The 24,047-nt window shown below is 69.0% G+C and carries 18 protein-coding genes; 8 read left to right on the top strand and 10 right to left on the bottom strand.

The annotated features are described in order from the left end of the window. Positions 1 to 70: 70 nt before the first annotated feature. Both dop and arc read right to left on the bottom strand, forming a co-directional pair. Complete coding sequence (dop, locus tag OG446_RS05935) at positions 71 to 1,582, bottom strand: depupylase/deamidase Dop (RefSeq protein WP_328893028.1); 1,512 nt, start codon at positions 1,580 to 1,582, stop codon at positions 71 to 73. A 237-nt stretch (positions 1,583 to 1,819) separates the two neighbouring features. Then, positions 1,820 to 3,586 carry a proteasome ATPase gene (arc, locus tag OG446_RS05940; protein WP_219568970.1) on the bottom strand — a complete coding sequence of 589 codons (1,767 nt, stop codon included), beginning with the start codon at positions 3,584 to 3,586 and terminating at the stop codon, positions 1,820 to 1,822. Between the two features lie 242 nt (positions 3,587 to 3,828). Between arc and OG446_RS05945 the strand changes: the two genes are divergently transcribed. Next, positions 3,829 to 4,140, top strand: coding sequence for a ferredoxin (locus OG446_RS05945; RefSeq protein WP_326664057.1), 312 nt, complete (start codon positions 3,829 to 3,831; stop codon positions 4,138 to 4,140). Between the two features lie 57 nt (positions 4,141 to 4,197). On the opposite strand, the gene OG446_RS05950 is transcribed toward OG446_RS05945, so the two are convergent. From OG446_RS05950 to OG446_RS05960, 3 genes are all read right to left on the bottom strand, one after another. Next, complete coding sequence (locus OG446_RS05950; RefSeq protein WP_328893029.1) at positions 4,198 to 4,785, bottom strand: hypothetical protein; 588 nt, start codon at positions 4,783 to 4,785, stop codon at positions 4,198 to 4,200. Positions 4,786 to 5,068: 283 nt separating this feature from the next. Further along, positions 5,069 to 5,977 carry a tRNA (adenine-N1)-methyltransferase gene (locus tag OG446_RS05955; RefSeq protein ID WP_148016143.1) on the bottom strand — a complete coding sequence of 303 codons (909 nt, stop codon included), beginning with the start codon at positions 5,975 to 5,977 and terminating at the stop codon, positions 5,069 to 5,071. Between the two features lie 61 nt (positions 5,978 to 6,038). Further along, on the bottom strand, positions 6,039 to 7,289 hold the full coding sequence (locus OG446_RS05960) for a site-2 protease family protein (RefSeq protein ID WP_328893030.1): 1,251 nt from the start codon (positions 7,287 to 7,289) through the stop codon (positions 6,039 to 6,041). Between the two features lie 172 nt (positions 7,290 to 7,461). Between OG446_RS05960 and OG446_RS05965 the strand changes: the two genes are divergently transcribed. Continuing rightward, positions 7,462 to 8,307, top strand: coding sequence for a RecB family exonuclease (locus OG446_RS05965; protein WP_328898208.1), 846 nt, complete (start codon positions 7,462 to 7,464; stop codon positions 8,305 to 8,307). A gap of 9 nt (positions 8,308 to 8,316) precedes the next feature. After that, positions 8,317 to 8,988, top strand: coding sequence for a response regulator (locus OG446_RS05970; protein WP_148016141.1), 672 nt, complete (start codon positions 8,317 to 8,319; stop codon positions 8,986 to 8,988). A 37-nt stretch (positions 8,989 to 9,025) separates the two neighbouring features. On the opposite strand, the gene OG446_RS05975 is transcribed toward OG446_RS05970, so the two are convergent. From OG446_RS05975 to metH, 3 genes are all read right to left on the bottom strand, one after another. Continuing rightward, on the bottom strand, positions 9,026 to 10,621 hold the full coding sequence (locus OG446_RS05975) for an ABC transporter substrate-binding protein (protein ID WP_328893031.1): 1,596 nt from the start codon (positions 10,619 to 10,621) through the stop codon (positions 9,026 to 9,028). A 372-nt stretch (positions 10,622 to 10,993) separates the two neighbouring features. Then, positions 10,994 to 11,695: an HAD family hydrolase gene (locus OG446_RS05980; RefSeq protein ID WP_328893032.1), complete on the bottom strand. Its 702-nt coding sequence runs from the start codon at positions 11,693 to 11,695 to the stop codon at positions 10,994 to 10,996. A gap of 118 nt (positions 11,696 to 11,813) precedes the next feature. Continuing rightward, complete coding sequence (gene metH, locus OG446_RS05985; protein ID WP_328893033.1) at positions 11,814 to 15,326, bottom strand: methionine synthase; 3,513 nt, start codon at positions 15,324 to 15,326, stop codon at positions 11,814 to 11,816. A 238-nt stretch (positions 15,327 to 15,564) separates the two neighbouring features. Between metH and OG446_RS05990 the strand changes: the two genes are divergently transcribed. The 5 genes from OG446_RS05990 (at position 15,565) to OG446_RS06010 (ending at position 21,378) form a co-directional block, all read left to right on the top strand. Further along, a complete protein-coding gene (locus OG446_RS05990) occupies positions 15,565 to 16,329 on the top strand; it encodes an IclR family transcriptional regulator (RefSeq protein WP_389260037.1) in 765 nt (254 codons plus the stop codon). Positions 16,330 to 16,568: 239 nt separating this feature from the next. Continuing rightward, positions 16,569 to 17,360 (top strand): MIP/aquaporin family protein, encoded by a 792-nt coding sequence (locus OG446_RS05995; RefSeq protein ID WP_328893034.1) that lies wholly within the window; start codon positions 16,569 to 16,571, stop codon positions 17,358 to 17,360. 56 nt (positions 17,361 to 17,416) lie between these two features. Then, complete coding sequence (gene glpK / locus OG446_RS06000) at positions 17,417 to 18,958, top strand: glycerol kinase GlpK (protein ID WP_328893035.1); 1,542 nt, start codon at positions 17,417 to 17,419, stop codon at positions 18,956 to 18,958. Positions 18,959 to 18,963: 5 nt separating this feature from the next. After that, complete coding sequence (locus OG446_RS06005) at positions 18,964 to 20,577, top strand: glycerol-3-phosphate dehydrogenase/oxidase (RefSeq protein ID WP_328893036.1); 1,614 nt, start codon at positions 18,964 to 18,966, stop codon at positions 20,575 to 20,577. 129 nt (positions 20,578 to 20,706) lie between these two features. Beyond that, positions 20,707 to 21,378: a FadR/GntR family transcriptional regulator gene (locus OG446_RS06010; protein WP_328893037.1), complete on the top strand. Its 672-nt coding sequence runs from the start codon at positions 20,707 to 20,709 to the stop codon at positions 21,376 to 21,378. Positions 21,379 to 21,475: 97 nt separating this feature from the next. Here OG446_RS06010 and OG446_RS06015 read toward each other — a convergent pair whose 3' ends face one another. Then, positions 21,476 to 22,528, bottom strand: coding sequence for an ABC transporter permease (locus tag OG446_RS06015; protein ID WP_328893038.1), 1,053 nt, complete (start codon positions 22,526 to 22,528; stop codon positions 21,476 to 21,478). Beyond that, positions 22,525 to 24,045: a sugar ABC transporter ATP-binding protein gene (locus OG446_RS06020; protein ID WP_328893039.1), complete on the bottom strand. Its 1,521-nt coding sequence runs from the start codon at positions 24,043 to 24,045 to the stop codon at positions 22,525 to 22,527. The genes OG446_RS06015 and OG446_RS06020 overlap by 4 nt, the downstream gene beginning before the upstream one ends. Positions 24,046 to 24,047 lie beyond the last annotated feature (2 nt).

The raw sequence follows: 24,047 nt of genomic DNA on the forward strand, positions 1-24,047 counted from the left end.
GTCCGACATTGGCCCGGTACTTGTCTCAACGTCCGGAGGTCATCGGAATGATTCCCCGTCGGCGGCCCTTTCAGCCGCCCTGCAGCACCCGGACCAGCTCTTCCGCCGTACGGCAGCGGTCCAGGAGCGCCTTGACGTGGTCGCGGGTGCCCCGCAGCGGCTCCATGGTGGGTACCCGCTGCAGGGAGTCATGGCCCGGCAGGTCGAAGATGACCGAGTCCCAGGAGGCCGCGGCCACGTCGTCCGCGTACTGCTCCAGGCAGCGACCGCGGAAATACGCCCTGGTGTCCTCCGGAGGCGCTGTACGGGCCTTCTCGACCTCGTTCTCGTCCAGCAGGCGTTTCATCCTGCCCCGGGCCACCAGGCGGTTGTAGAGGCCCTTCTCGGGCCGTACGTCGGCGTACTGCAGGTCCACCAGGTGCAGGCGGGGCGCGTCCCAGTCCAGGCTGTCGCGGCGGCGGTAGCCCTCCATGAGCTCCCGCTTGGCGATCCAGTCCAGCTCGCGGGACAGGCTCATCGGATCGTTCTCCAGCCGGTTGAGCGTGTCCTCCCAGCGGATCAGGATGTCCTTGGTCTGCTCGTCGGCGTCCGCCCCGTACCGCTCCTCGACGTACTTGCGGCCCAGCTCGAAGTACTCCATCTGGAGCTGGACAGCGGTGAGTGTCCGGCCGCTGCGCAGCGTGATCAGCTGCTGGAGGTCCGGGTCGTGGGAGACCTGGTGGAGGGTGCGCACGGGCTGGTCGACGGCCAGGTCGACATTGATGAAGCCGTCCTCGATCATGGAGAGGACCAGCGAGGTGGTGCCCAGCTTGAGGTAGGTGGAGATCTCCGAGAGGTTCGCGTCCCCGATGATCACGTGGAGCCTGCGGTACTTCTCGGCGTCGGAGTGGGGCTCGTCGCGGGTGTTGATGATCGGCCGCTTGAGGGTGGTCTCCAGACCGACCTCGACCTCGAAGTAGTCGGCGCGCTGACTGATCTGGAACCCGTGCTCGTGGCCGTCCTGGCCGATTCCGACCCGGCCCGCACCGGTGACGACCTGGCGCGAGACGAAGAACGGCGTCAGATGGCGCACGATGTCGGAGAACGGCGTCTCGCGCTTCATCAGGTAGTTCTCGTGGGTGCCGTACGAGGCGCCCTTGTTGTCGGTGTTGTTCTTGTACAGATGGATCGGCTGGGCGCCCGGGAGCTGGGCAGCACGCTCGGCGGCCTCGGCCATGATCCGCTCGCCGGCCTTGTCCCACAGGACCGCGTCCCTGGGATTGGTGATCTCCGGCGAGCTGTACTCGGGGTGCGCGTGGTCGACGTAGAGCCGTGCGCCGTTGGTGAGGATGACGTTGGCCAGGCCGATGTCCTCATCGGTGAGCTGGCTGGAGTCGGCGGTCTCGCGGGCGAGGTCGAAGCCTCGCGCGTCGCGCAGCGGGTTCTCCTCCTCGAAGTCCCAGCGGGCGCGGCGCGCCCGGTGCATCGCCGCCGCGTAGGCGTTGACGATCTGGGACGAGGTGAGCATGGCATTGGCGTTGGGGTGACCTGGCACGGAGATCCCGTACTCGGTCTCGATGCCCATTACTCGCCGTACGGTCATGCGGCCCTCCTTGCCCGGCGACGCTCCCTTCCGGGGCGGCGCTCAAGTACCGCTGCTTTTCCGGTGCGTGCGCGGTTTGCCCGTTCCCGCACTGCGCGACCGGGCGGTACGCCAGAGCCTAGAGCGCCTCTGTGCCGGTGGGGAGATCAATTACGTCATTACTGCGGTGTCGTGGGAGCTGTCCGGAAAGCAACCGGCTGCGGATGCCCGGCCGGGCATCCGCAGCCGGTCTGCGTTCTAGAGGTACTGCCCGGTATTCGCCACCGTGTCGATGGAGCGACCGGTGTCCGCGCCCTGCTTTCCGGTGACGAGTGTGCGGATGAAGACGATCCGCTCACCCTTCTTGCCGGAGATCCTGGCCCAGTCGTCCGGGTTGGTGGTGTTCGGCAGGTCCTCGTTCTCCTTGAACTCGTCCACGCAGGCCTGGAGGAGATGGGAGACGCGCAGGCCCTTCTGGCCCTGCTCGAGGAATGCCTTGATGGCCATCTTCTTGGCCCGGTCGACGATGTTCTGGATCATCGCGCCGGAGTTGAAGTCCTTGAAGTACAGGACTTCCTTGTCGCCGTTGGCGTACGTGACCTCGAGGAAGCGGTTCTCCTCGGACTCGGTGTACATCCGCTCGACGACCGACTGGATCATCGCGTGAGCCGCGGCCTCCTTGGAGCCCGTGTGCTCGGCCAGGTCGTCCGCGTGCAGGGGCAGCGAGGGCGTGAGGTACTTCGCGAAGATGTCCTTCGCGGCCTCTGCGTCGGGACGCTCGATCTTGATCTTCACATCGAGGCGGCCGGGACGCAGGATCGCGGGGTCGATCATGTCCTCGCGGTTGGAGGCGCCGATGACGATGACGTTCTCCAGGCCCTCGACGCCGTCGATCTCGGCGAGCAGCTGGGGGACGATGGTGTTCTCCACGTCCGAGCTGACGCCGGATCCGCGGGTGCGGAAGAGGGACTCCATCTCGTCGAAGAAGACGATGACGGGGGTACCCTCACTCGCCTTCTCGCGGGCACGCTGGAAGACCAGGCGGATGTGGCGCTCGGTCTCGCCGACGTACTTGTTGAGGAGCTCCGGACCCTTGATGTTGAGGAAGTAGCTCTTCCCGGCCGGCTGGCCGGTGACTTCGGCGACCTTCTTGGCGAGGGAGTTGGCGACCGCCTTGGCAATGAGGGTCTTGCCGCAGCCGGGCGGGCCGTAGAGCAGGATGCCCTTCGGCGGCCGGAGCTCGTGTTCCTTGAAGAGGTCGGGGTGCAGGTAGGGGAGCTCGACCGCGTCGCGGATCAGCTCGATCTGGTCGCCCAGGCCACCGATCTTGTTGTAGTCGATGTCCGGGACTTCTTCGAGGACGAGCTCTTCGACCTCGCTCTTGGGGACGACTTCGTAGACGTAGCCGGACCTGGGTTCGAGCAGCAGGGCGTCGCCGGGGCGGATGGTGATGTCCAGCAACGGCTCGGCGAGCCGCACCACCCGTTCCTCGTCGGTGTGCCCGACCACCAGGGCTCGTTCGCCGTCCTCAAGGATCTCCTTGAGGGTGACGATGTCCCCGGCCCGCTCGAATTCCATGGCGTCGACCACGTTGAGCGCTTCGTTGAGCATGACTTCCTGGCCGCGCCGGAGGTCTTCGAGCTCAACGCTGGGACTGACGTTCACCCGGAGCTTGCGGCCCCCGGTGAAGATGTCGCAGGTGCCGTCCTCGTTCGCATGCAGGAACACACCGAAGCCGGCCGGCGGCTGTGCGAGCCGGTCGACCTCTTCCTTGAGGGCCACGATCTGGTCGCGGGCCTCGCGGAGTGTGCCGGCGAGCCGCTCGTTCTGTGCGGACACGCCTGCGAGGTTGGTCTGCAACTCGACGATCCGCTCTTCGAGAATCCTCGTATGACGCGGAGAGTCGGCGAGCTTACGTCGCAGGACGGCGATTTCCTGCTCAAGATAGGCGACCTGGCCGGCTGGGTCATCGGACCCCCGCCCGGGCCGGATGCCGCGGTTGATGTCGTCGTCGTGGGCTGCCACGGTCCTCACCTCCTCCAAGGGGAGCTGGACGCTTCCTGACCCTACCTGGGTGGGTGATGATTGAAACCCCTAGATCACAAAGACTGTGGGGCGTGTCCGATCTTCACCCTTGCGCCCTCTCCCTCGTGTCAGGTGAATACCCACCCTTCAACCTCCGAAAGCGGCCGGTTGTATCGTCGAAGTGTTCAACACCCGTCAGGGCTGGCTTTTTTTGGTTCGAATACGCAGGAACGGCAGGAGAAATGACCGTGCAGCAGGACGCTCCGACCGGTAGCGGGACTCAGGATCTGGAGGTCTGGATCGACCAGGACCTCTGCACGGGGGACGGCATCTGCGTGCAGTACGCGCCGGAGGTGTTCGAGCTGGACATCGACGGGCTCGCGTATGTGAAGAGCGATCAGGACGAGCTGCTCCAGGACAAGGGCGCGACCACGCGGGTTCCGCTGCCGATCCTCCAGGACGTGGTCGACTCGGCCAAGGAGTGCCCGGGCGACTGCATTCATGTACGGCGCGTTTCGGACAGGGTCGAGGTCTTCGGTCCCGAGGCGGCCTGACCGGGCGGTGCCGGCCGCCCGTCCGCGGGCCCGGACGGCGAACTCGCCGGGTGGCGGTCAGACGCCGGTGCCTGCGGGGTTCTCCGGTCCGCTGCCGCGTACGAAGGCACCGTTCCGCCACTGCCAGGTGACCTGCTCCTGCTCGTCCGGACAGCAGGAGGGCACCGAGGCCGAGGAGTAGCCGAGGAGGGTGGCGGAGACGACGCCGTCCCGCACCGCGAAGTCACCGACGCTCATCTTCTGGACGGGGTCCACCAGGGTCGCGACGATCCGTGGTGCGGCCCCGTTCCCCTGTGTGAGGACGTAGACGCCGCTGGGCGGGGTGCCGGATCCGGCCGCGCAGTGGACCACCGCGACGGTTTCCGGGCGGCCGTCGCCGTCGAGATCGTCGGGGACCTGTTTGGCCACGGTGTGGCCTGCTCCGCCGCATTCGAGGGGGAAGTCCGCACGGGCCGGGTCGGGCGCGACGGCAGGGGACGCGCCGTGCTGTGCCACGGTCCGGTGGGGGATGGAGGCCGAGGCGCTCTCGTCGGGCTGGAGCAGACCGGCTGCCGCCACGACGGCGGCCATGGCTGCCGCCGTGGCGAGCCAGTGCATCGGCGTGGTGTCGGTGTGCGCGAGGTCCGGGAGCGCGGAGGTCTGCACGCGGGAGGTCTCCTGTGGTTCCTGTGGTGCGGAATGCCGGAAAGGCAGTGCCGTCGGCGGGACGTCGGCGGCGGGGTGGGGGTGGCCAGCATCGTGCCACACCTCACACGGCAGTGGAACGGTGGGGTCGCTACGGATCCCACCCGGCGTGCACCGCGCACTCATGGGCAACGAAAAGGCGCCGCCGCCGAGTTCCCGGGTCGGTCCGGGAACTCGGCGGCGGCGCCGGTAGGTCGGGGTGCGCGGCGAAGGCGGCACCCCTGGTTCAGGCCGGCGGGCGGTCTCAGTCGCGGGCTGCGGAGCCGCTCTGGCTGCCCGGGCCCGTGTAGTCCTCGCCGTAGGCGCCCTTGGAGGGGCGGCGGCGGCGCGGCGGCGGCTGGACTCCGTCGGCCAGCCGGCGGGCGGTGACCAGGAATCCGGTGTGGCCGATCATGCGGTGGTCCGGGCGCACGGCGAGGCCCTCGACGTGCCAGTTGCGGATCATCGACTCCCAGGGCTGCGGTTCGGCGAAGCAGCCGATCTCACGGATGGACTCGACCGTCCGCGAGAGCTGGGTGGTGGTCGCTACGTACGCGCAGAGGATGCCGCCGGGGACGAGCGCCTTGGAGACGACGTCCAGGCACTCCCAGGGCGCGAGCATGTCCAGGACGACGCGGTCCACGTCGGTCTCCGACAGGTTGTCCTGGAGGTCGCCGACCGTGAGCTGCCATGCGGGGTGCGGGCTGCCGAAGTAGCGCTCGACGTTCTGCTGGGCGATCTCGGCGAAGTCCTCGCGGCGCTCGTAGGAGTGCAGCATGCCCTGCTCGCCGATGGCGCGGAGCAGGAAGGTGGACAGTGCGCCGGATCCGACGCCGGCTTCCACGACGCGGGCGCCGGGGAAGATGTCGCCGAAGGCCAGGATCTGACCCGCGTCCTTGGGGTAGACCACGGCGGCGCCGCGGGGCATGGACAGGACGTAGTCGGGGAGCAGGGGGCGCAGCGCCAGGTAGACGACGTTTCCCGTGGTACGGACAACACTGCCCTCGGGAGCACCGATCAGCTCGTCGTGCGAGAAAGAACCCTTGTGGGTGTGGAAGTTCTTTCCGGCTTCGAGCGTGAAGGTGTAGTGGCGTCCCTTGGGATCCGTGAGCTGGACCTGGTCCCCGACCTTGAAGGGCCCACGTCGGCGGGCGGCACCGGTCGGTTCAGACATGTGACCAGCGTACCGGTGTTTCCGGGGCCTCCGACCGCCCGCCCTGGCAGGGCTACGGCCGTCAGGCCGCGGGGCGGGCCATGGCGGCGACGAACGCACGCTCGACGTCGGCGGTGGAGAGCACTCCGTAGATCTCGCCAGTGTCCTCGACGACGAGGTACTCGGTGGCGGGGCTGGCCTTGAGGCGGTCCAGGAGGGCCTCGCCGGCCAGTTCGGCGGAGACCTTCATGCCGTCGGTGAGGTCCTGGGCGAGGCCGCTGACGGCGACCCAGGGGCGGCGGTGTTCGGGGACGGCGACGATGGCGGCCTCCCGGACGACGGCCCGGGGCTCACCGGTCCCGTCGACGACGACGAGGGCGCGGGCGCCCGCCTCGTTGGCCCGCCGCAGGGCCTCGGAGAGCGGGGTGCTCGCCTCTACGGGGACGGCGCGCCGGGTGAGGGTGCGGGCCTGCAGGTCGGGGAGGTGTTCGCGGAGCCGGGCCATGCGCAGGCTGTTGCCCGCGCCGGTCCAGATGATGGCGGCGAGGATCGCGGCGAGCAGGGCGTCGGTGACGGTGTCCATGCCGCTGATCTCGCGGTCGCCGCTCCCGAGGACGTCGGTGTGGGTGAGGAGGGGCAGGCCGATGAGGGTGACGACGGCGAGGGCGCGGCCGACCCACGCGGCGGCGACGGTGCCGCTCATCGGCCGGCCGGTGATCTTCCAGACGATGGCGCGGAGCATCCGGCCTCCGTCGAGCGGGAGGCCGGGCAGGAGGTTGAACGCGGCGACGATGAGGTTGGAGATCATCAGTCCGCCGAGCAGCACGCCGGGCACGGTGCCGGCCTCGACGAACTTCATCGGGACGTAGAAGACGCCTGCCAGGACGAGGGAGAGCAGCGGGCCGACGAAGGCGAGGACGAATTCGCGGCCGGGGGTCTCGGACTCCTTCTCGATCTCGGAGACACCGCCGAAGAACTGGAGCTGGATCCGGCGGACCGGGAGCTTGTAGCGCAGGGCGGCGACCGTGTGGGCGAGTTCGTGGACGAGCACGGAGGCGTAGAAGGCGATCGCGAAGAAGAGGGCGACCAGGTAGCGCGCCGCGCCGAGGTCGGGCAGGACACGGTCGAGCTGGCCGCCGAAGACCCAGGTGATCAGGGCTGCCACGACGAACCAGCTGGGCGCGACGTAGACGGGCACGCCGAAGGGGCGGCCCATGAGGATGCCGCCTCCGGGATCCTCCTTGCGTCCCGGTGCGCCCTTGTCGGGGCCGTCGCCGGGGCCCGTACCCCCTGGGCCGGGCTGCGGCTGCCCGCTGTTGCCGCTCTCGTCCACGAGGTCCCTTCGGTCGGTGCCGTTTCGGCACGATCATGCAGTGTTCGAGGGTCTGTGGTCGATGGTATGCCGATTGATGTCAGTGGCGGGTCGTAGGGTCTTCGTCATGACCTCAGTACCGCGGCCGCCCCAGCCGCCCTCGTCCCTTTCGCCGTCGCGGGCGAGCGATTTCATGCAGTGCCCCCTGCTGTACCGGTTCCGGGTCATCGACAAGCTGCCGCAGAAGCCCAGTGAGGCGGCTACCCGGGGCACGCTGGTGCATGCGGTGCTGGAGCGGCTGTTCGACAATCCCGCGCCGGAGCGCACACCGGGCCGGGCCACGTCGTTGATCCCGGCCCAGTGGGACCGGCTGCTGGAGTCGAAGCCGGAGCTGGCGGAGCTGTTCGCCGAGGACCCGGAGGGCGAGCGGCTCGCGCGGTGGCTGTCGGAGGCGGAGCGGCTGGTGGAGCGCTGGTTCTCACTGGAGGATCCGACGCGCCTGGAGCCGGCCGAGCGGGAGATGTTCGTCGAGACGGAGCTGGAGTCGGGTCTGCGGCTGCGCGGGGTGATCGACCGGATCGACGTGGCGCCGACGGGCGAGGTCCGGATCGTGGACTACAAGACGGGGAAGGCGCCGCGTCCGGAGTACGCGGAGGGCGCGCTCTTCCAGATGAAGTTCTACGCGCTGGTGATCTGGCGGCTCAAGGGCGTGGTGCCGCGCCGGCTCCAGCTGGTCTATCTGGGCAGCGGCGACGTGATGACGTACGACCCGGTGGTCGCGGACCTGGAGCGGGTGGAGCGCAAGCTGCTGGCGCTCTGGGATGCGATCTCGCTGGCGACGGAGACCGGTGAGTGGCGGCCGCGGCCGACGAAGCTGTGCGGCTGGTGCGATCATCAGGCGCTCTGTCCCGAATTCGGTGGGACTCCCCCGGTGTATCCGCTGTCGGTGCGCCCGGCGGAATCGACGCAGGATGTCCAGGGCAGAATGGACCCGGTCCGGGCTGAGACCGGCCTGCCCGGTGCCCTTGAAGGACATTGAGGAGATCCCGTGGCAATCCGCGTCCTACTGGTCGACGACCAACCGCTGCTGCGCACCGGCTTCCGGATGATTCTGGAGGCGGAGGGCGACCTCGCGGTGGTGGGCGAGGCCGGTGACGGTCTCCAGGCGCTCGACCAGGTGCGGGCACTGCAGCCCGATGTGGTGCTGATGGACATCCGGATGCCGCGGATGGACGGCGTCGAGGCGACGCGTCAGATCACCGGCCCGGGCCGGGACGGCCCGGCGAAGGTGCTGGTGCTGACGACGTTCGACCTCGACGAGTACGTGGTGGAGGCGCTGCGCGCCGGCGCCAGCGGCTTCCTGCTGAAGGACGCCCCGGCCAATGAGCTGGTACAGGCGATCCGGGTGGTCGCGGGTGGCGAGGCGATGCTCGCGCCGAGCATCACGCGCCGGCTGCTCGACAAGTACGCGGACCACCTGCCGTCCGGCGAGGAGCCGGTCCCGGACACCCTGCACACGCTCACGGACCGTGAGGTGGAGGTCCTGAAGCTGGTGGCACGCGGCCTGTCGAACGCGGAGATCGCCGCCGATCTGTTCGTCAGTGAGACCACGGTCAAGACGCATGTGGGTCATGTGCTGACGAAACTGGGCCTGCGCGACCGGGTGCAGGCCGCGGTGTACGCGTACGAGAGCGGACTGGTGCGCCCCGGCGCCCAGTGACCCTTCGGGGGGGCCGGGGCCGGGGCGGCATCGTGTGTCAGCTTCGGCCGAGCTCCCACAGCTGGAGGTCGGCGGAGGAGGTGACCGCCCATTCGACGCCGGTGAGTCCCTCGCGGGAGGCGACGTACTGCTTGCCCTGCCAGACCGGGAGGACGGGGACGTCCTCGGCGACGATGTCCTGGAGCTGCTGGAAGGTCCTGGTGGCGGCGCTGCGGTCGTCCTCGCGGCGGGACTGCGGGATGAGGGTCTCCTGAGCCAGGGTCGACCGGTAGGGCGAGTTGAGGAAGTTGTCCTTGTCGAGGAACGGCGCCGTGTAGTTGTCCGGGTCCGGGAAGTCGGGGAACCAGCCCATGCCGTAGGCGGCGTAGTCGCCGCGTACCTCGGCCGGGCGGTACTTCGCCCAGGGGGTGCCTTCGACGGAGATGTCGAACAGCCCGGTGTCGTTGAACTGCTTCTTCAGCGTCCGGAACTCTGCGGCGGTGGCCTCGCCGTAGTGGTCGGTCGTGTAGTGCAGGGTGAACTTCACCGGTGTGTGGATCCCGGCGGCCTTCAGGATGGCAGCGGCCTTGGTGGCGCTGGGCTCGCCGTACTTGTTGAAGAACGAGTTGGTGTGCCCGGTGATGCTGGACGGGATCAGTGAGTAGAGCGGCTCGGCCGTCGTCCCGTAGACCTCGCTCGCGATCTGACCGCGGTCGATGATCTGGGCCATGGCCTGGCGGACCGCCTTGTTCTTCACGGCGGGGTCCTCGGTGTCGAAGCCGAGGTAACTGATCGCGAGGCCGGGCATCTCGGTGAGCTTGACGTCGTCCCTGGGCTTTTCCAGCATCTGCTGGGCCTGCTCCGGCGACATGGTCCGGGTCATCATGTCGATCTTCTTCTCGTCGAGCGCCTTGCCCATGGCAGTGGCGTCGGGGAAGAGATCGAGCTCGACCTTTTCGTTCATCACCTTCAGGTCCCCCTTGTAACGGGGGTTCTTGGTGAAGACGACTTTCACGACCTGGTCGTTCTTCACTTCGGGCTTCATGGTGTACGGGCCGGAACCGTCCACCTGGAATCCGCTGCGCGCGGAGGTCGCCGGATATTTGGCCTTCTGGACAATTCCGGCGGGCGGCGTGGAGAGCTTGTAGGGGAAGGTCGCGTCCGAGGTCCGGAGGTGGAATATGACTTCGCGATCGCCCTTGGTCTCGACGGTGTCGATGTTGTTGAGCAGGGACACCGGTCCGTTGGTGGACTTGATCCGGATGACGCGGTCGATGGAGTACTTGACGTCCTCGGCGGTGACCGCGCTGCCGTCGGCGAATTCGAGTCCCGCGCGCAGTTTGCAGCGGTAGCTCTCGTTCGCCGTGTCCGTGAAGGTGCAGCTCTCGGCCGCCTCGGGCACGGGCAGGCCGCCACCCCGGGGGACGTGCATGAGGGTCTGGACCGTCTGCCGCAGCACGTTCCAGACGCCCGCCTCGTAGCCGATGGCGGGGTCGAGGGGTGCCGGGGCCTCCTCGGAGGCGACGAACTGGTCCGTAGTGCCGACAACGATGGCGCCACTGCCATCGCTCCCGCCGCCCGATGCGCCGCAGGCGGCGAGTACGGGCGCGAGCAGGCCGACGACGGCCGGCAGCACCAGAGTCTTGCGGTTCATCGTGGACGTTCTCCCTCATGCGGTCATGGAGAAAACGACATTAGTAGCCGCCGCCGGTGGGCCCGGACCGGTTCCGCGCCCCGGGTATTCAGAAAGACCGGGAAGTCAACGGCGAGTAAATTTCCCGCTCCCGGAATCTCCCGGAATGATTCGTACACGGATTCACCAATCGGGACACTTGGGTACGTGCCCCGGGTGGCCGGACAGATTTCCGCCATCCCTCGATCGCGTGAAGAGTGACGAACGTCACGCGATGGACCTCCTTGCGCTTTGGCATGTCCCCGCCTTGTCGACACCATGGTGCGACACAAAACGCACGCCTTTTCGCGAGAGATTTTCCATTCATTCACAGAAATACTCTCGGTGTGCGGATCACCGCATTCCGGTGACCAGTCCCCGGAGAAACGCGAGATCGACTTCTTCGAGCGACCCGACGACGACCCGGCCGGCGGCCGGTGCGATCGGCGATACGGACGGTACGGCGACCACTCGGCACCCCGCGGCCTCCGCGGCGGCCACGCCGGTCGCGGTGTCCTCGATGACGGCGCAGAGCCGGGGGTCGGCCCCGAAGCCGCTCGCGGCCGTGAGGTAGGGCTCCGGGTGGGGCTTCGTGCGGGTGACCTCATCACCCGCGACGGTGAGCGCGAAGTGGTGACGGCCCACCGAGTCCAGGACCCGGTCGATGATCCGGCGGTGCGAGGCGGAGACGAGCGCCGTGGGCACCTCGTGTCTCGCGAGCTCGGCAAGCAGCCGGGCCGCTCCCGGCATCAACGGCACACCGTCGGCGATGCGCTTCTCGAAGCGGTCGTTGAGCAGCACGGTCAGCTCGTCGAGGGTGACGTCCGCCCCCGTGACGTCCATCAGGTATCCGGCGCTGCGGGTCATCGGACCGCCGACGACGACGTCCTTCCACGCCTCGTCCAGCCGGTACCCCAGATCGGCGAAGACCGACACCTCTGCGTCCCACCAGAAGCCCTCGGTGTCGACCAGGGTGCCGTCCATGTCGAGGAGGACGGCCTGCAGGGCGGCGCCCTCGGCCGTACGGGTCGGGGACGCGGGGATCGTACTGGTCATCCGGCACACCTTCCATGAGGGACGAGAAGGCCGGCCGCCTTTCCCGGAGGAGGGCGACCGGCCTGCACTGGACCGACCAGTGTACGACTCGTGCTGCTACCGCGCGTCGAACGGAGCCTTACCGCGCGTTGAAGTACTTCGCTTCGGGGTGGTGGATGACGATCGCGTCGGTGGACTGCTCGGGGTGGAGCTGGAACTCCTCCGACAGGTGGACCCCGATCCGCTCGGGCTGGAGCAGGTCGGCGATCTTCGCCCGGTCCTCCAGGTCCGGGCACGCACCGTAACCGAGGGAGAAGCGCGCACCGCGGTACTTGAGCGCGAACATGTCCTCGACATCGGCCGGGTCGTCGCCCGCGAAGCCGAGCTCGGAGCGGACCCGGGCGTGCCAGTACTCGGCGAGGGCCTCCGCGAGCTGGACGGACAGGCCGTGCAGCTCCAGGTAGTCGCGGTAGGAGTTGGCTTCGAAGAGCTTGGCGGTCTCGCCGCCGATCTTCGAACCGACGGTGACGACCTGGAGGCCGATGACGTCCGTCTCGCCGGACTCCTCGGGGCGGAAGAAGTCCGCGAGGCACAGTCGGCGGCCGCGGCGCTGGCGCGGGAAGGTGAAGCGGGTGCGCTCGGAGCCGTCCTCGTGGAGCAGGATCAGGTCGTCGCCCTTGGAGACGCAGGGGTAGTAGCCGTAGACGACGGCGGCCTCGAGGAGGTTCTCGGTGTGGAGCTTGTCGAGCCAGCCGCGCAGGTGCGGACGTCCCTCGGTCTCGACCAGTTCCTCGTACGTCGGTCCGTCACCGGCCCTGGCCTGCTTGAGGCCCCACTGGCCCTTGAAGAGCGCGCCCTCGTCGAGCCAGGAGGCGTACTCCTTGAGCTGGATGCCCTTGACGACGCGGCTGCCCCAGAACGGCGGGGTGGGGACGGGGTTGTCGACGGCGACGTCGGAGCGCACGCCCTCCTCCGGCTCCTCGACCTCCAGCACGGCCGTGTCGCGCTTGGGCACACGGCGCTGCTTGAGCTCGGGGAGAGTCGCGCCGGGGACGCCGCGCTTGACCGCGATCAGGGCGTCCATCAGGCGCAGGCCCTCGAAGGCGTCGCGGGCGTAGCGGACCTCGCCCTCGTAGATCTCGTGGAGGTCCTGCTCGACGTAGGCGCGGGTCAGGGCGGCGCCGCCCAGGATGACCGGGTAGTCCGCGGCCAGCTTGCGCTGGTTGAGCTCCTGGAGGTTCTCCTTCATGATCACGGTGGACTTGACCAGGAGACCGGACATGCCGATGACGTCGGCCTTGTGCTCGTCGGCGGCTTCCAGGATCGCGGAGACGGGCTGCTTGATGCCGATGTTGACGACGTTGTAGCCGTTGTTGGACAGGATGATGTCGACGAGGTTCTTGCCGATGTCATGGACGTCGCCGCGGACGGTGGCCAGCACGATGGTGCCCTTGCCCTCGGCGTCGGACTTCTCCATGTGCGGTTCCAGGTGGGCCACCGCGGTCTTCATGACCTCGGCGGACTGGAGCACGAACGGCAGCTGCATCTGGCCGGAGCCGAAGAGCTCGCCGACGACCTTCATGCCTGCCAGCAGGGTGTCGTTGACGATGTCCAGAGCCGGCCGGGTCTGCAGGGCCTCGTCGAGGTCGGCCTCCAGTCCCTTCTTCTCGCCGTCGATGATCCGGCGCTGGAGGCGCTCGTCGAGCGGCAGGGCGAGGAGTTCCTCGGCCTTGCCCTCCTTCATCGACTTCATGTTGACGCCCTCGAACAGCTCCATGAGCCGCTGCAGCGGGTCGTAACCCTCGGAACGGCGGTCGTAGACCAGGTCGTGGGCGACCTTGACCTGCTCCTCGTCCAGGCGGGCGATCGGAAGGATCTTCGAGGCGTGCACGATCGCGGAGTCGAGACCCGCCTTGACGCACTCGTCGAGGAAGACGGAGTTCAGGACGACGCGGGCGGCCGGGTTGAGGCCGAAGGAGATGTTCGACAGGCCCAGCGTCGTCTGGACGTCGGGGTGGCGCTTCTTCAGCTCGCGAATGGCCTCGATGGTGGCGATGCCGTCCTTGCGGGACTCCTCCTGCCCGGTGCAGATGGTGAAGGTGAGGCAGTCGATGAGGATGTCCGACTCGTGGATGCCCCAGTTGGCGGTGAGGTCCTCGATGAGCCGCTCCGCGATGGCGACCTTGTGCTCGGCGGTGCGGGCCTGGCCCTCCTCGTCGATGGTCAGCGCGATGAGCGCGGCACCGTGCTCGGCGGCGAGCCGGGTGACCTGGACGAAGCGCGACTCGGGGCCGTCGCCGTCCTCGTAGTTCACCGAGTTCAGGACCGCGCGTCCGCCGAGCTTCTCCAGGCCGGCCCGCAGTACGGGCAGCTCCGTGGAGTCCAGCACGATCGGCAGGGTGGAGGCCGTGGCGAACCGTCCGGCCAGTTCCTTCATGTCGGCGACACCGTCGCGGCCGACGTAGTCGACGCAGAGGTCGAGCATGTGCGCGCCCTCGCGGATCTGGTCGCGGGCCATCTCCACACAGTCGTCCCAGCGGGCCTCCAGCATGGCCTCGCGGAACTTCTTCGAGCCGTTGGCGTTCGTACGCTCACCGATCGCGAGGTACGAGGTGTCCTGGCGGAACGGCACGGTCTGGTAGAGCGAGGCGGCGCCGGGCTCGGGGCGCGGGTCTCGCGGAGCGAGAGCGACACCGCGGACACGCTCGACCACCTGCCGCAGGTGCTCGGGCGTCGTACCGCAGCACCCCCCGACCAGCGACAGGCCGTACTCGCGCACGAACGTCTCCTGCGCGTCGGCGAGCTCCTCGGGCGACAAGGGGTAGTGCGCGCCGTCCTTGCCGAGCACGGGGAGACCGGCGTTGGGCATGCAGGAGATCGGGATGCGCGAGTGGCGGGCGAGGTAGCGCAGGTGCTCGCTCATCTCGGCGGGGCCGGTGGCGCAGTTCAGGCCGATGAGGTCGACGCCGAGCGGTTCCAGGGCGGTGAGCGCGGCGCCGATCTCGGAGCCGAGCAGCATGGTGCCGGTCGTCTCGACGGTGACGGAGCAGATCACCGGCAGATCGGCGCCGGTGGCCTCCAGGGCACGACGGGCGCCGATGACGGACGCCTTGGTCTGCAGCAGGTCCTGCGTCGTCTCCACCAGAAGGGCGTCGGCGCCGCCGGCGATCATGCCCTCGGCGTTCTGCTGGTAGGCGTCGCGGAGCTTGTCGTACGGGGCGTGGCCGAGGGTCGGCAGTTTCGTGCCCGGGCCCATCGAGCCCAGCACCCAGCGCTGCTGTCCGGTGGACGCGGTGAACTCGTCGGCGACCTCACGGGCGATACGCGCCCCGGACTCGGAGAGCTCGTACACCCGCTCGGGGATGTCGTACTCGCCGAGGGCTGCCAGGTTCGCACCGAAGGTGTTCGTCTCCACGCAGTCCACGCCGACGGCGAAGTACTCCTCGTGCACCGAGCGCACGATGTCGGGGCGCGTGAGGTTGAGGATCTCGTTGCAGCCTTCGAGGTTCTCGAAGTCCTCGAGCGTGGGGTCCTGTGCCTGGAGCATGGTGCCCATGGCACCGTCGGCCACCACGACTCGGGTGGCGAGCGCCTCACGGAGGGCTGCGGCTCGGTTCCGGCTGTCGGCGGAAGGGGTCGGCGACGAGGCCATGGATGTACTCCCTGGGATGCGACGGCTGTCGGCTTTGCGGCTTCGGCGGAAGGCGCACCCGGCCAGGGTAGCCGGGCGGCGTCCCGGGCCGTCACTCTGTCCCACGAATCGGACTGCATGCTGTTCAGGCGGTCTTCCGGGGTGTCGGGGTGCCGCAGAATTCCTGCGCGATCGAGCATCGGTCGGCATCGACCGATAGTGTTCAGCATTGTCGAACGAGGTGGAGGAGTACGGCGCGATGGCCAAGAACATCCAGTCGCTGGAGCGGGCGGCGGCGATGCTGCGACTGCTGGCGGGCGGCGAGCGGCGGCTGGGGCTGTCCGACATCGCCTCCTCCCTGGGCCTGGCCAAGGGCACCGCACACGGAATCCTGCGCACGCTCCAGCACGAGGGTTTCGTCGAGCAGGACGCGGCGTCCGGGCGCTACCAGCTGGGGGCCGAGCTGCTGCGCCTGGGCAACAGCTATCTGGACGTCCACGAACTGCGGGCCCGCGCACTGGTCTGGACGGACGACCTGGCCCGCTCCAGCGGCGAGAGCGCCCACCTCGGCGTGCTGCACCAGCAGGGCGTCCTGATCGTCCACCACGTCTTCCGGCCCGACGACAGCCGTCAGGTGCTGGAGGTCGGGGCCATGCAGCCGCTGCACTCCACGGCCCTGGGCAAGGTCCTGGCGGCCTACGACCCGGTGGCCCACACGGAGGCCCTGGAGGCGGAGCGGCAGACGTTCACGCCCCGTACGGTCACCGATCCGGAGGCGTTCGAGTCGATGCTCGACCTGATCCGCGCGCGGGGCTGGGCGGCCGACGTGGAGGAGACCTGGGAGGGCGTGGCCGCGGTGGCCGCACCCATCCACGACCGGCGCCGGATGCCGGTCGGAGCCGTGGCCGTGACCGGCGCGGTGGAGCGGGTGTGCACGGACGGCGAGCTGCGGCCGGAGCTGGTGGCCGCCGTACGCGACTGCGCCCGCGCGGTCTCCCGGGATCTGGGCGCCAGGCGCTTCTGAGCTCCGTGCGGGACCATTGCGAGCACCGGTAACGATCGAGTTATAGAACACACAACCCTTGACGCCTCATTCACCTGGGGGAAACACTGCCGTTCACCGGTCGGCATTGTCGAACGCCTAACGGAAATACGCGTTAGGGTGTGGCAGAGCCAAGGCCGGCAACGCCCTCACATGAGGGCGCGGACCACCGGAGGGACCCGGGGTTCGGCTTCCCTGGACGAAGGACAAAGGAGTCGCGGGTGTCCAGCTCCGACATCTTCATCGGCGAGACCATCGGTACCGCCGTACTCATCCTGCTCGGCGGCGGTGTCTGTGCCGCCGTCACGCTCAAGCGCTCGAAGGCGCAGAACGCCGGCTGGCTCGCCGTCACCTTCGGGTGGGGTTTCGCGGTGCTGACCGGCGCCTACATGGTCGGCGGTGTATCCGGTGCGCACCTCAACCCGGCGGTCACCATCGGCCTGGCGATCGAGGGCGGCACCAAGTGGAGCGACGTACCGCTCTATCTCGTCTCCGAACTGTTCGGCGCGATGATCGGCGCGGTGCTGGTCTGGCTGGTCTACTACGGACAGTTCCGGGCCCATCTCACCGATCCGGAGGTCCTGAGCGCCCATTCGGGTGAGGAGGGCATGGTCGACAAGGCCGCGGCCCCCAAGGCCGGACCGGTGCTCGGCATCTTCTCCACGGGCCCCGAGATCCGTAACGCCGTGCAGAACGTCGTCACCGAGATCATCGCCACGATCGTGCTGGTCCTGGCGATCCTCACGCAGGGCCTCAACAACGACGGCAACGGGATCGGCACGCTCGGCGCCCTGATCACCGCCCTGGTGGTCGTCTCCATCGGTCTCTCGCTCGGCGGCCCGACGGGTTACGCGATCAACCCGGTTCGCGACCTCGGTCCGCGTATCGTGCACGCGCTGCTTCCGCTGCCGAACAAGGGCGGATCCGACTGGGGCTACGCCTGGATCCCCGTCGTCGGACCGCTCGTCGGCGGCGCACTCGCGGGCGGGCTCTACAACCTCGCCTTCGCGTGAGCCACAGGGCCCACAGCCGTCACCCCCACGACCACACAGACCTCCGGGAGTACACCGTGACCGACGCACACACCACCGGCACCCACGGAACCGGGCCGTTCATCGCGGCCATCGACCAGGGCACCACCTCCAGCCGCTGCATCGTCTTCGACAAGGACGGCCGGATCGTCTCCGTCGACCAGAAGGAGCACGAGCAGATCTTCCCGAAGCCGGGCTGGGTCGAGCACGACGCGACCGAGATCTGGGAGAACGTCCAGGAGGTCGTGGCGAGCGCCATCGTCAAGGCCGGCATCACCGCCGCCGACGTGAAGGCGATCGGCATCACCAACCAGCGCGAGACCACGCTGCTCTGGGACAAGCACACCGGTGAGCCCGTCCACAACGCCCTGGTCTGGCAGGACACCCGCACCGACGCGCTCTGCAAGGAGCTCGGCCGCAACGTGGGCCAGGACCGCTTCCGCCGCGAGACCGGCCTGCCGCTCGCCTCGTACTTCGCCGGTCCCAAGGTCCGCTGGCTGCTCGACAACGTCGAGGGGCTGCGCGAGCGCGCCGAGCGCGGCGACATCCTCTTCGGCACCATGGACTCCTGGGTCATCTGGAACCTGACCGGCGGCACCGACGGCGGCGTCCACGTCACCGACGTCACCAACGCCTCGCGCACGCTGCTGATGAACCTGCACCGCATGGAGTGGGACGACAAGATCCTCGCCTCCATGGACATCCCGGCGGCCCTGCTGCCCGAGATCCGGTCCTCGGCCGAGGTGTACGGCAACGCCAAGGGCGGCGTGCTCGACGGCGTGCCGGTCGCCTCCGCGCTGGGTGACCAGCAGGCCGCGCTCTTCGGCCAGACGTGCTTCGCCGAGGGCGAGGCCAAGTCCACGTACGGCACCGGCACCTTCATGCTGCTGAACACCGGCGAGACGCCCGTCAACTCCTACAACGGGCTGCTGACCACGGTCGGCTACCAGATCGGCGACCAGAAGCCGGTCTACGCCCTGGAGGGCTCGATCGCCGTCACCGGTTCGCTGGTGCAGTGGATGCGCGACCAGATGGGCCTGATCCAGTCCGCGGCCGAGATCGAGACCCTGGCCTCGTCGGTCGAGGACAACGGCGGCGCGTACTTCGTCCCGGCGTTCTCCGGCCTGTTCGCCCCGTACTGGCGCCCCGACGCCCGCGGTGTCATCGCCGGTCTCACCCGCTACGTCACCAAGGCGCACATCGCCCGTGCCGTGCTGGAGGCGACCGCCTGGCAGACCCGCGAGATCAGCGACGCCATGACCAAGGACTCCGGAGTCGAGCTGACCGCGCTCAAGGTCGACGGCGGAATGACCTCCAACAACCTGCTGATGCAGACGCTCGCCGACTTCCTGGACGCCCCCGTGGTGCGGCCCATGGTCGCCGAGACCACCTGTCTCGGCGCCGCCTACGCCGCCGGCCTGGCCGTCGGCTTCTGGCCCGACACCGACGCGCTGCGCGCCAACTGGCGCCGGGCCGCCGAGTGGACCCCCCGCATGGACGCGGACACCCGCGACCGCGAGTACAAGAGCTGGCTCAAGGCCGTGGAACGGACCATGGGCTGGCTGGACGACGAGGAGTAGACAACATGACCACCCTGCAGAGCGTCCCCGCCCTCGGGACGCACCCGGCCTCCGGCTCCCTTCCGAGCCGCGCCGAGACACGGGAGCAGCTCTCCAAGGCGACGTACGACCTCCTGGTGATCGGTGGCGGCATTCTGGGCATCTCCACCGCCTGGCACGCCGCGCAGTCCGGGCTGCGGGTGGCCCTGGTGGACGCCGGCGACTTCGCCGGCGCCACCTCCTCCGCCTCCTCCAAGCTGCTCCACGGCGGTCTGCGCTACCTGCAGACCGGCGCGGTGAAACTGGTCGCGGAGAACCACTTCGAGCGCCGTGCGGTATCGCGTCAGGTGGCACCGCACCTGGCCAACCCGCTCACCTTCTACCTCCCCGTGTACAAGGGCGGACCGCACGGCGCGGCGAAGCTCGGCGCGGGCGTGTTCGCGTACTCGGCGCTGTCCGCCTTCGGTGACGGCGTCGGCCATGTGATCAGCCCGGCGAAGGCGCAGCGCGATGTGCCGGAGCTGCGTACGGACAATCTGAAGGCCGTCGCGGTGTACGGCGACGACCAGATGAACGACGCGCGGATGGCGCTGATGACGGTCCGCGCGGCCGTCGAGGCGGGGGCGACCGTCCTCAACCACGCGGCGGTGACCGGGCTGCGGTTCACCAGGGGCCGGGTGACGGGCGCGGACCTGGAGGACCGTACGGACGGCACGGAGTTCGGCGTCACCGCCCGGCTGGTGCTGAACGCCACCGGTCCGTGGGTCGACCACCTGCGGAAGCTGGAGGACCCGGACGCCGCACCCTCGATACGTCTGTCCAAGGGCGCGCACCTGGTCCTCAAGCGCACCCGCCCCTGGAAGGCCGCGCTGGCCACCCCGATCGACAAGTACCGCATCACGTTCGCCCTGCCGTGGGAGGACATGCTGCTGCTCGGCACGACGGACGAGGAGTACGAGGGCGATCCGGCGGACGTCGCGGTGACCGAGAAGGACACCGCGCAGATCCTGGACGAGGCGGCCTTCTCGATCCGGGACCAGCAGCTGTCGCGCGACCTGATCACCTACTCCTTCGCGGGGCTTCGGGTGCTGCCGGGCGGTCCCGGTGACACCTCCAAGGCCAAGCGCGAGACGGTCGTGACCGAGGGCCGCGGCGGGATGCTGTCGGTGGCGGGCGGCAAGTGGACGACGTTCCGCCACATCGGCCGCACCGTGATGAACAAGCTGGCCGCGCTCCCCGGGCATCCGCTCGGTGAGGACATGGAGCCGGTCTCGCGGCTGCCGAGGAAGCTCCCGCTGCCCGGCATCGCCAACCCGAACGCGGTGGCGCACCGGCTGCTGGTCGACGGCGGTACGCCCGGTCCGCGGATGTCCGCGGACACGGCACGGCACCTGGCCACGCACTACGGTTCGCTGTCCTTCGACATCGCCCGGCTGGCCAACGAGAACCCGGAGCTCGCGAAGCGCATCCACCCCGACGCACCGGAGATCTGGGCGCAGGTCGCCTACGCGCGGGACCACGAGTGGGCCGAGACCGCGGACGACGTGCTGCGGCGCCGGACGACGCTGACGATCCGGGGTCTGGCGACGGACGAGATCCGGGCCGGCGTCGAGTCGGTGCTGGGCGAGCGGAAGAGCTGAAACGGTCGAACGGGGGCGGCGTCCGGGGGGCGCCGCCCCCGTTCGTGTGCGCCGATTCCTCCGATGGGTACACCGGTCCTCCCCGGGGACGCATAATGGGTCGATACATCGGATGTCTGGAGGTCGCCCATGGCTGTCACTGACGAGGCCATCGAGAAGATCAAGGGAATGATCGTCTCGGGTGCGCTACGGCCCGGCGATCGTCTCCCCAAGGAGAGCGAACTCGCCGCGGAGCTCGGCCTGTCCCGCAACTCGCTGCGGGAGGCGGTGCGCGCCCTGTCGCTCATCCGCATTCTCGACGTGCGGCAGGGCGACGGTACCTACGTCACCAGTCTCGACCCCCAGCTGCTGCTGGAGGCCCTGAGCTTCGTGGTGGACTTCCACCGCGACGACACGGTGCTGGAGTTCCTGGCGGTCCGCCGGATCCTGGAACCGGCCGCGACCGGCATGGCGGCGACCCGGATCAGTGAGGAGCAGCTGGACGTGCTGAGCGCCCAGCTGGACGCGCTGGGCGAGCGCCCCTCGGTCGAGGAGCTGGTGGCCTGCGACCTGGAGTTCCACCGCGGCATCGTGCAGTCGTCCGGCAACTCGGTGCTCTGCTCGCTGCTCGACGGGCTCTCGGGGCCGACGACCCGGGCGCGGGTGTGGCGCGGTCTGACCCAGGAGGACGCGGTGAGCCGCACGCTCCACGAGCACCGGGCGATCCTCTCGGCGCTGCGGGACCGCGACGCGGAGGCTGCGCGGGCGTGGGCGACGGTGCATGTCGCCAGCGTCGAGCAGTGGTTGCGGTCGACGTTGTAGCCCCGGGCCGGGGCCTGCCGGGGCTCCGCCCCGGCCCCCGGTCCTCAAACGCCGGACGGGCTGGAGTGGCCCGTCCGGCGTGAGTGAGCCGAGAGGTTCAGTCCTGCTTCTCGCCGCTCGCGAAGCGGGAGATGACCAGGGCGACGATGATGATGGCGCCGTTGAGGAACTGGTTCCACAGCGCCGGGACGCCGCCGAGCGTCATCACGTTGACCACCAGCTGCAGTGTCAGTACGCCTGTCAGCGCACCGAACAGCGTGCCGCGGCCGCCCTTGAGGCTGATGCCGCCGATCACGGCTGCGGCGAACACCTGGAAGATCCAGCCGTTGCCCTGGGTCGCGGCCACCGCCCCGTAGTGGCCGGTGTAGAGGATGCCCGCGAACGCTGCCAGCAGACCGCCGATGGCGAGCACGATCCAGGTGATCCGGTCGACCCGGATGCCCGCGGAGCGTGCCGCTTCCGGGTTTCCGCCGATCGCATACAGCGAGCGTCCGTGGCGGAGCCAGGCCAGGGCCGCGCCGCCGATCGCGAAGAGAAACAGGCAGATCCAGACGGCGGCCGGGGCACCGAGCCACGAGGCCTTCCCGAGGTAGCGGAAGGACTCCGGCACATCGGTGATGGACTTGCCCTCGGTGATGCCGATGTGGAGGCCGCGCAGCATCGTCAGCATGCCGAGTGTGGCGATGAAGCCGTTGACCCGCAGTTTCAGCATCAGGAAGCCGTTGATGGCTCCGATGACAAGTCCGACCAGCAGACAGAGCGGGATCGCCGACCAACTGGGAAACAATCCGAGGCCGGCGAAGCGGCCGCCCTCGGAGTCCAGCACCAGCCACATGGCGACAACGGGCGCGATGCCGATCGTCGACTCCAGCGAGAGGTCCATCCGGCCGCAGATGAGGATCAGCGCCTGGCCCAGGACCAGCAGGCTCAGCTCGGAGGACTGCTGGACGACGCTGATCAGGTTGTCGGAGGTGAGGAAGACCGGCGAGACGATGAAGCCGATCAGCATCAGCACCAGGATCACCGGCACCAGGGAGAAGTCGCTCCACCGGATCAGCTTGAGCCGGCTCAGCGGGCTGTCTTCGCCCGCACCGCCCTTCAGTGCCCCGTTGATGTCGTCGGCCGTCGACGGCCGTATCGTGCCGGTCATTCCCTTTCCCCCACACCTTCCATGGCGGCGACGAGTTCCCCGTCGGACCACCCGCTTGCGAACGTTGCGACGACCCGGCCGTGGAACAGGGCGAGGACCCGGTCGCAGACCCGCAGATCGTCCAGCTCGTCCGAGACGACGACTGCGGCGTTGCCCTCGTCGGCGACCCGCCGGACGACCCCGAGCAGGGAGTCCTTGGACTTGACGTCCACGCCCGCGGTGGGCCGGACCGCCACCAGCACACTGGGATTGCGGGCCAGCGCGCGGGCGACCACCACCTTCTGCTGGTTGCCGCCCGAGAGGCCGGAGACGGGCTGCTCGGGTCCCTGGGTCTTGATGTCCAGCGATTCGATCATGCCCCGGGCGAACTCCCGCGTACGGGAGGGCAGTACGGTTCCCCACGGGCCGAGCTGGTCGGTGACCGTGAGCGTGGCGTTCTCGGCGACGCTGCGCTCCAGGACCAGCCCTTGGTCGTGCCGGTCCTCGGGGATGTAACCGACCCCGGCCGCCAGGGCGTGCGGCACGCTGCCCGAGCGGACGGCCTGTCCGCGCACCCGGACCGTACCGCCGCCCGCCTTGCGCATGCCCGCCAGCACCTCGCCCAGCGCTGTGTTGCCGCTGGCCGCGGAGCCCGCGAGCCCGAGCACCTCACCGGGGTGCACCTGGAGGTCCAGCGGTTCGAACCGGCCCTCCAGGGTGAGCCCTTCGGTACGCAGGACGGGCTCCGCCGAAGCATCGGGTGGAGTGGCGGTGCCGGCCGCGTGCCAGGCGGTGGCACCGATGGTCTTCTCGCCTGTCATGGCCGCCACCAGTTCCGTCTTCGTGACGTCGGCCACCGGGGCGGTCATGACATGGCGGGCGTCGCGGTAGACGGTGACCGCCGTGCACAGCTCGTACACCTCCTGCAGATGGTGGGAGATGAAGAGGAACGCCACCCCCTGGCCCTGCAGTTCGCGGAGCTTGTCGAAGAGCCGGCCGATGCCCCGGGCGTCGAGCTGGGCGGTCGGCTCGTCAAGGATGATCAGCCGGGCGCCGAAGGACAGCGCGCGGGCGATCTCGACGAACTGCCGCTGCTCCACGGCGAGATCGCGTGCCCGGGTGTTCGGGTCGACCTGAACGCCGTAGTCGGCGAGGAGCTGCTCCGCGCGTCTGCGCAGCCTCCCCCAGCTGATCCAGCGGGACTTCTCGTCGAAACGGTTGAGGAAGAGGTTCTCCGCGACGGTCAGGTCGGGGACGACCATGGACTTCTGGTAGACGCAGGCGACCTTCGACTGCCAGGCCGCGGTGTCCCCGTAGGCGGGGGCGGGTTCCCCACCGAAGGTGACCGTTCCCGCATCCGCCTTGTGGAGGCCGGTCAGCACGCTGACCAGCGTCGACTTGCCCGCGCCATTGCGTCCGACGAGTGCGTGCGACTCACCGGGCCGCACCGTGAGCTTCACCCCGTCCAGCGCCACGGTCGGCCCGAAGCGTTTGACGACGCCTTCCGCCTGTACGGCAGGTGGTGGTGCCTGGTCCATGG

Origin of the sequence: Streptomyces sp. NBC_00236, from assembly GCF_036195045.1 — a bacterium.
In the GTDB taxonomy this organism is placed as follows: domain Bacteria; phylum Actinomycetota; class Actinomycetes; order Streptomycetales; family Streptomycetaceae; genus Streptomyces.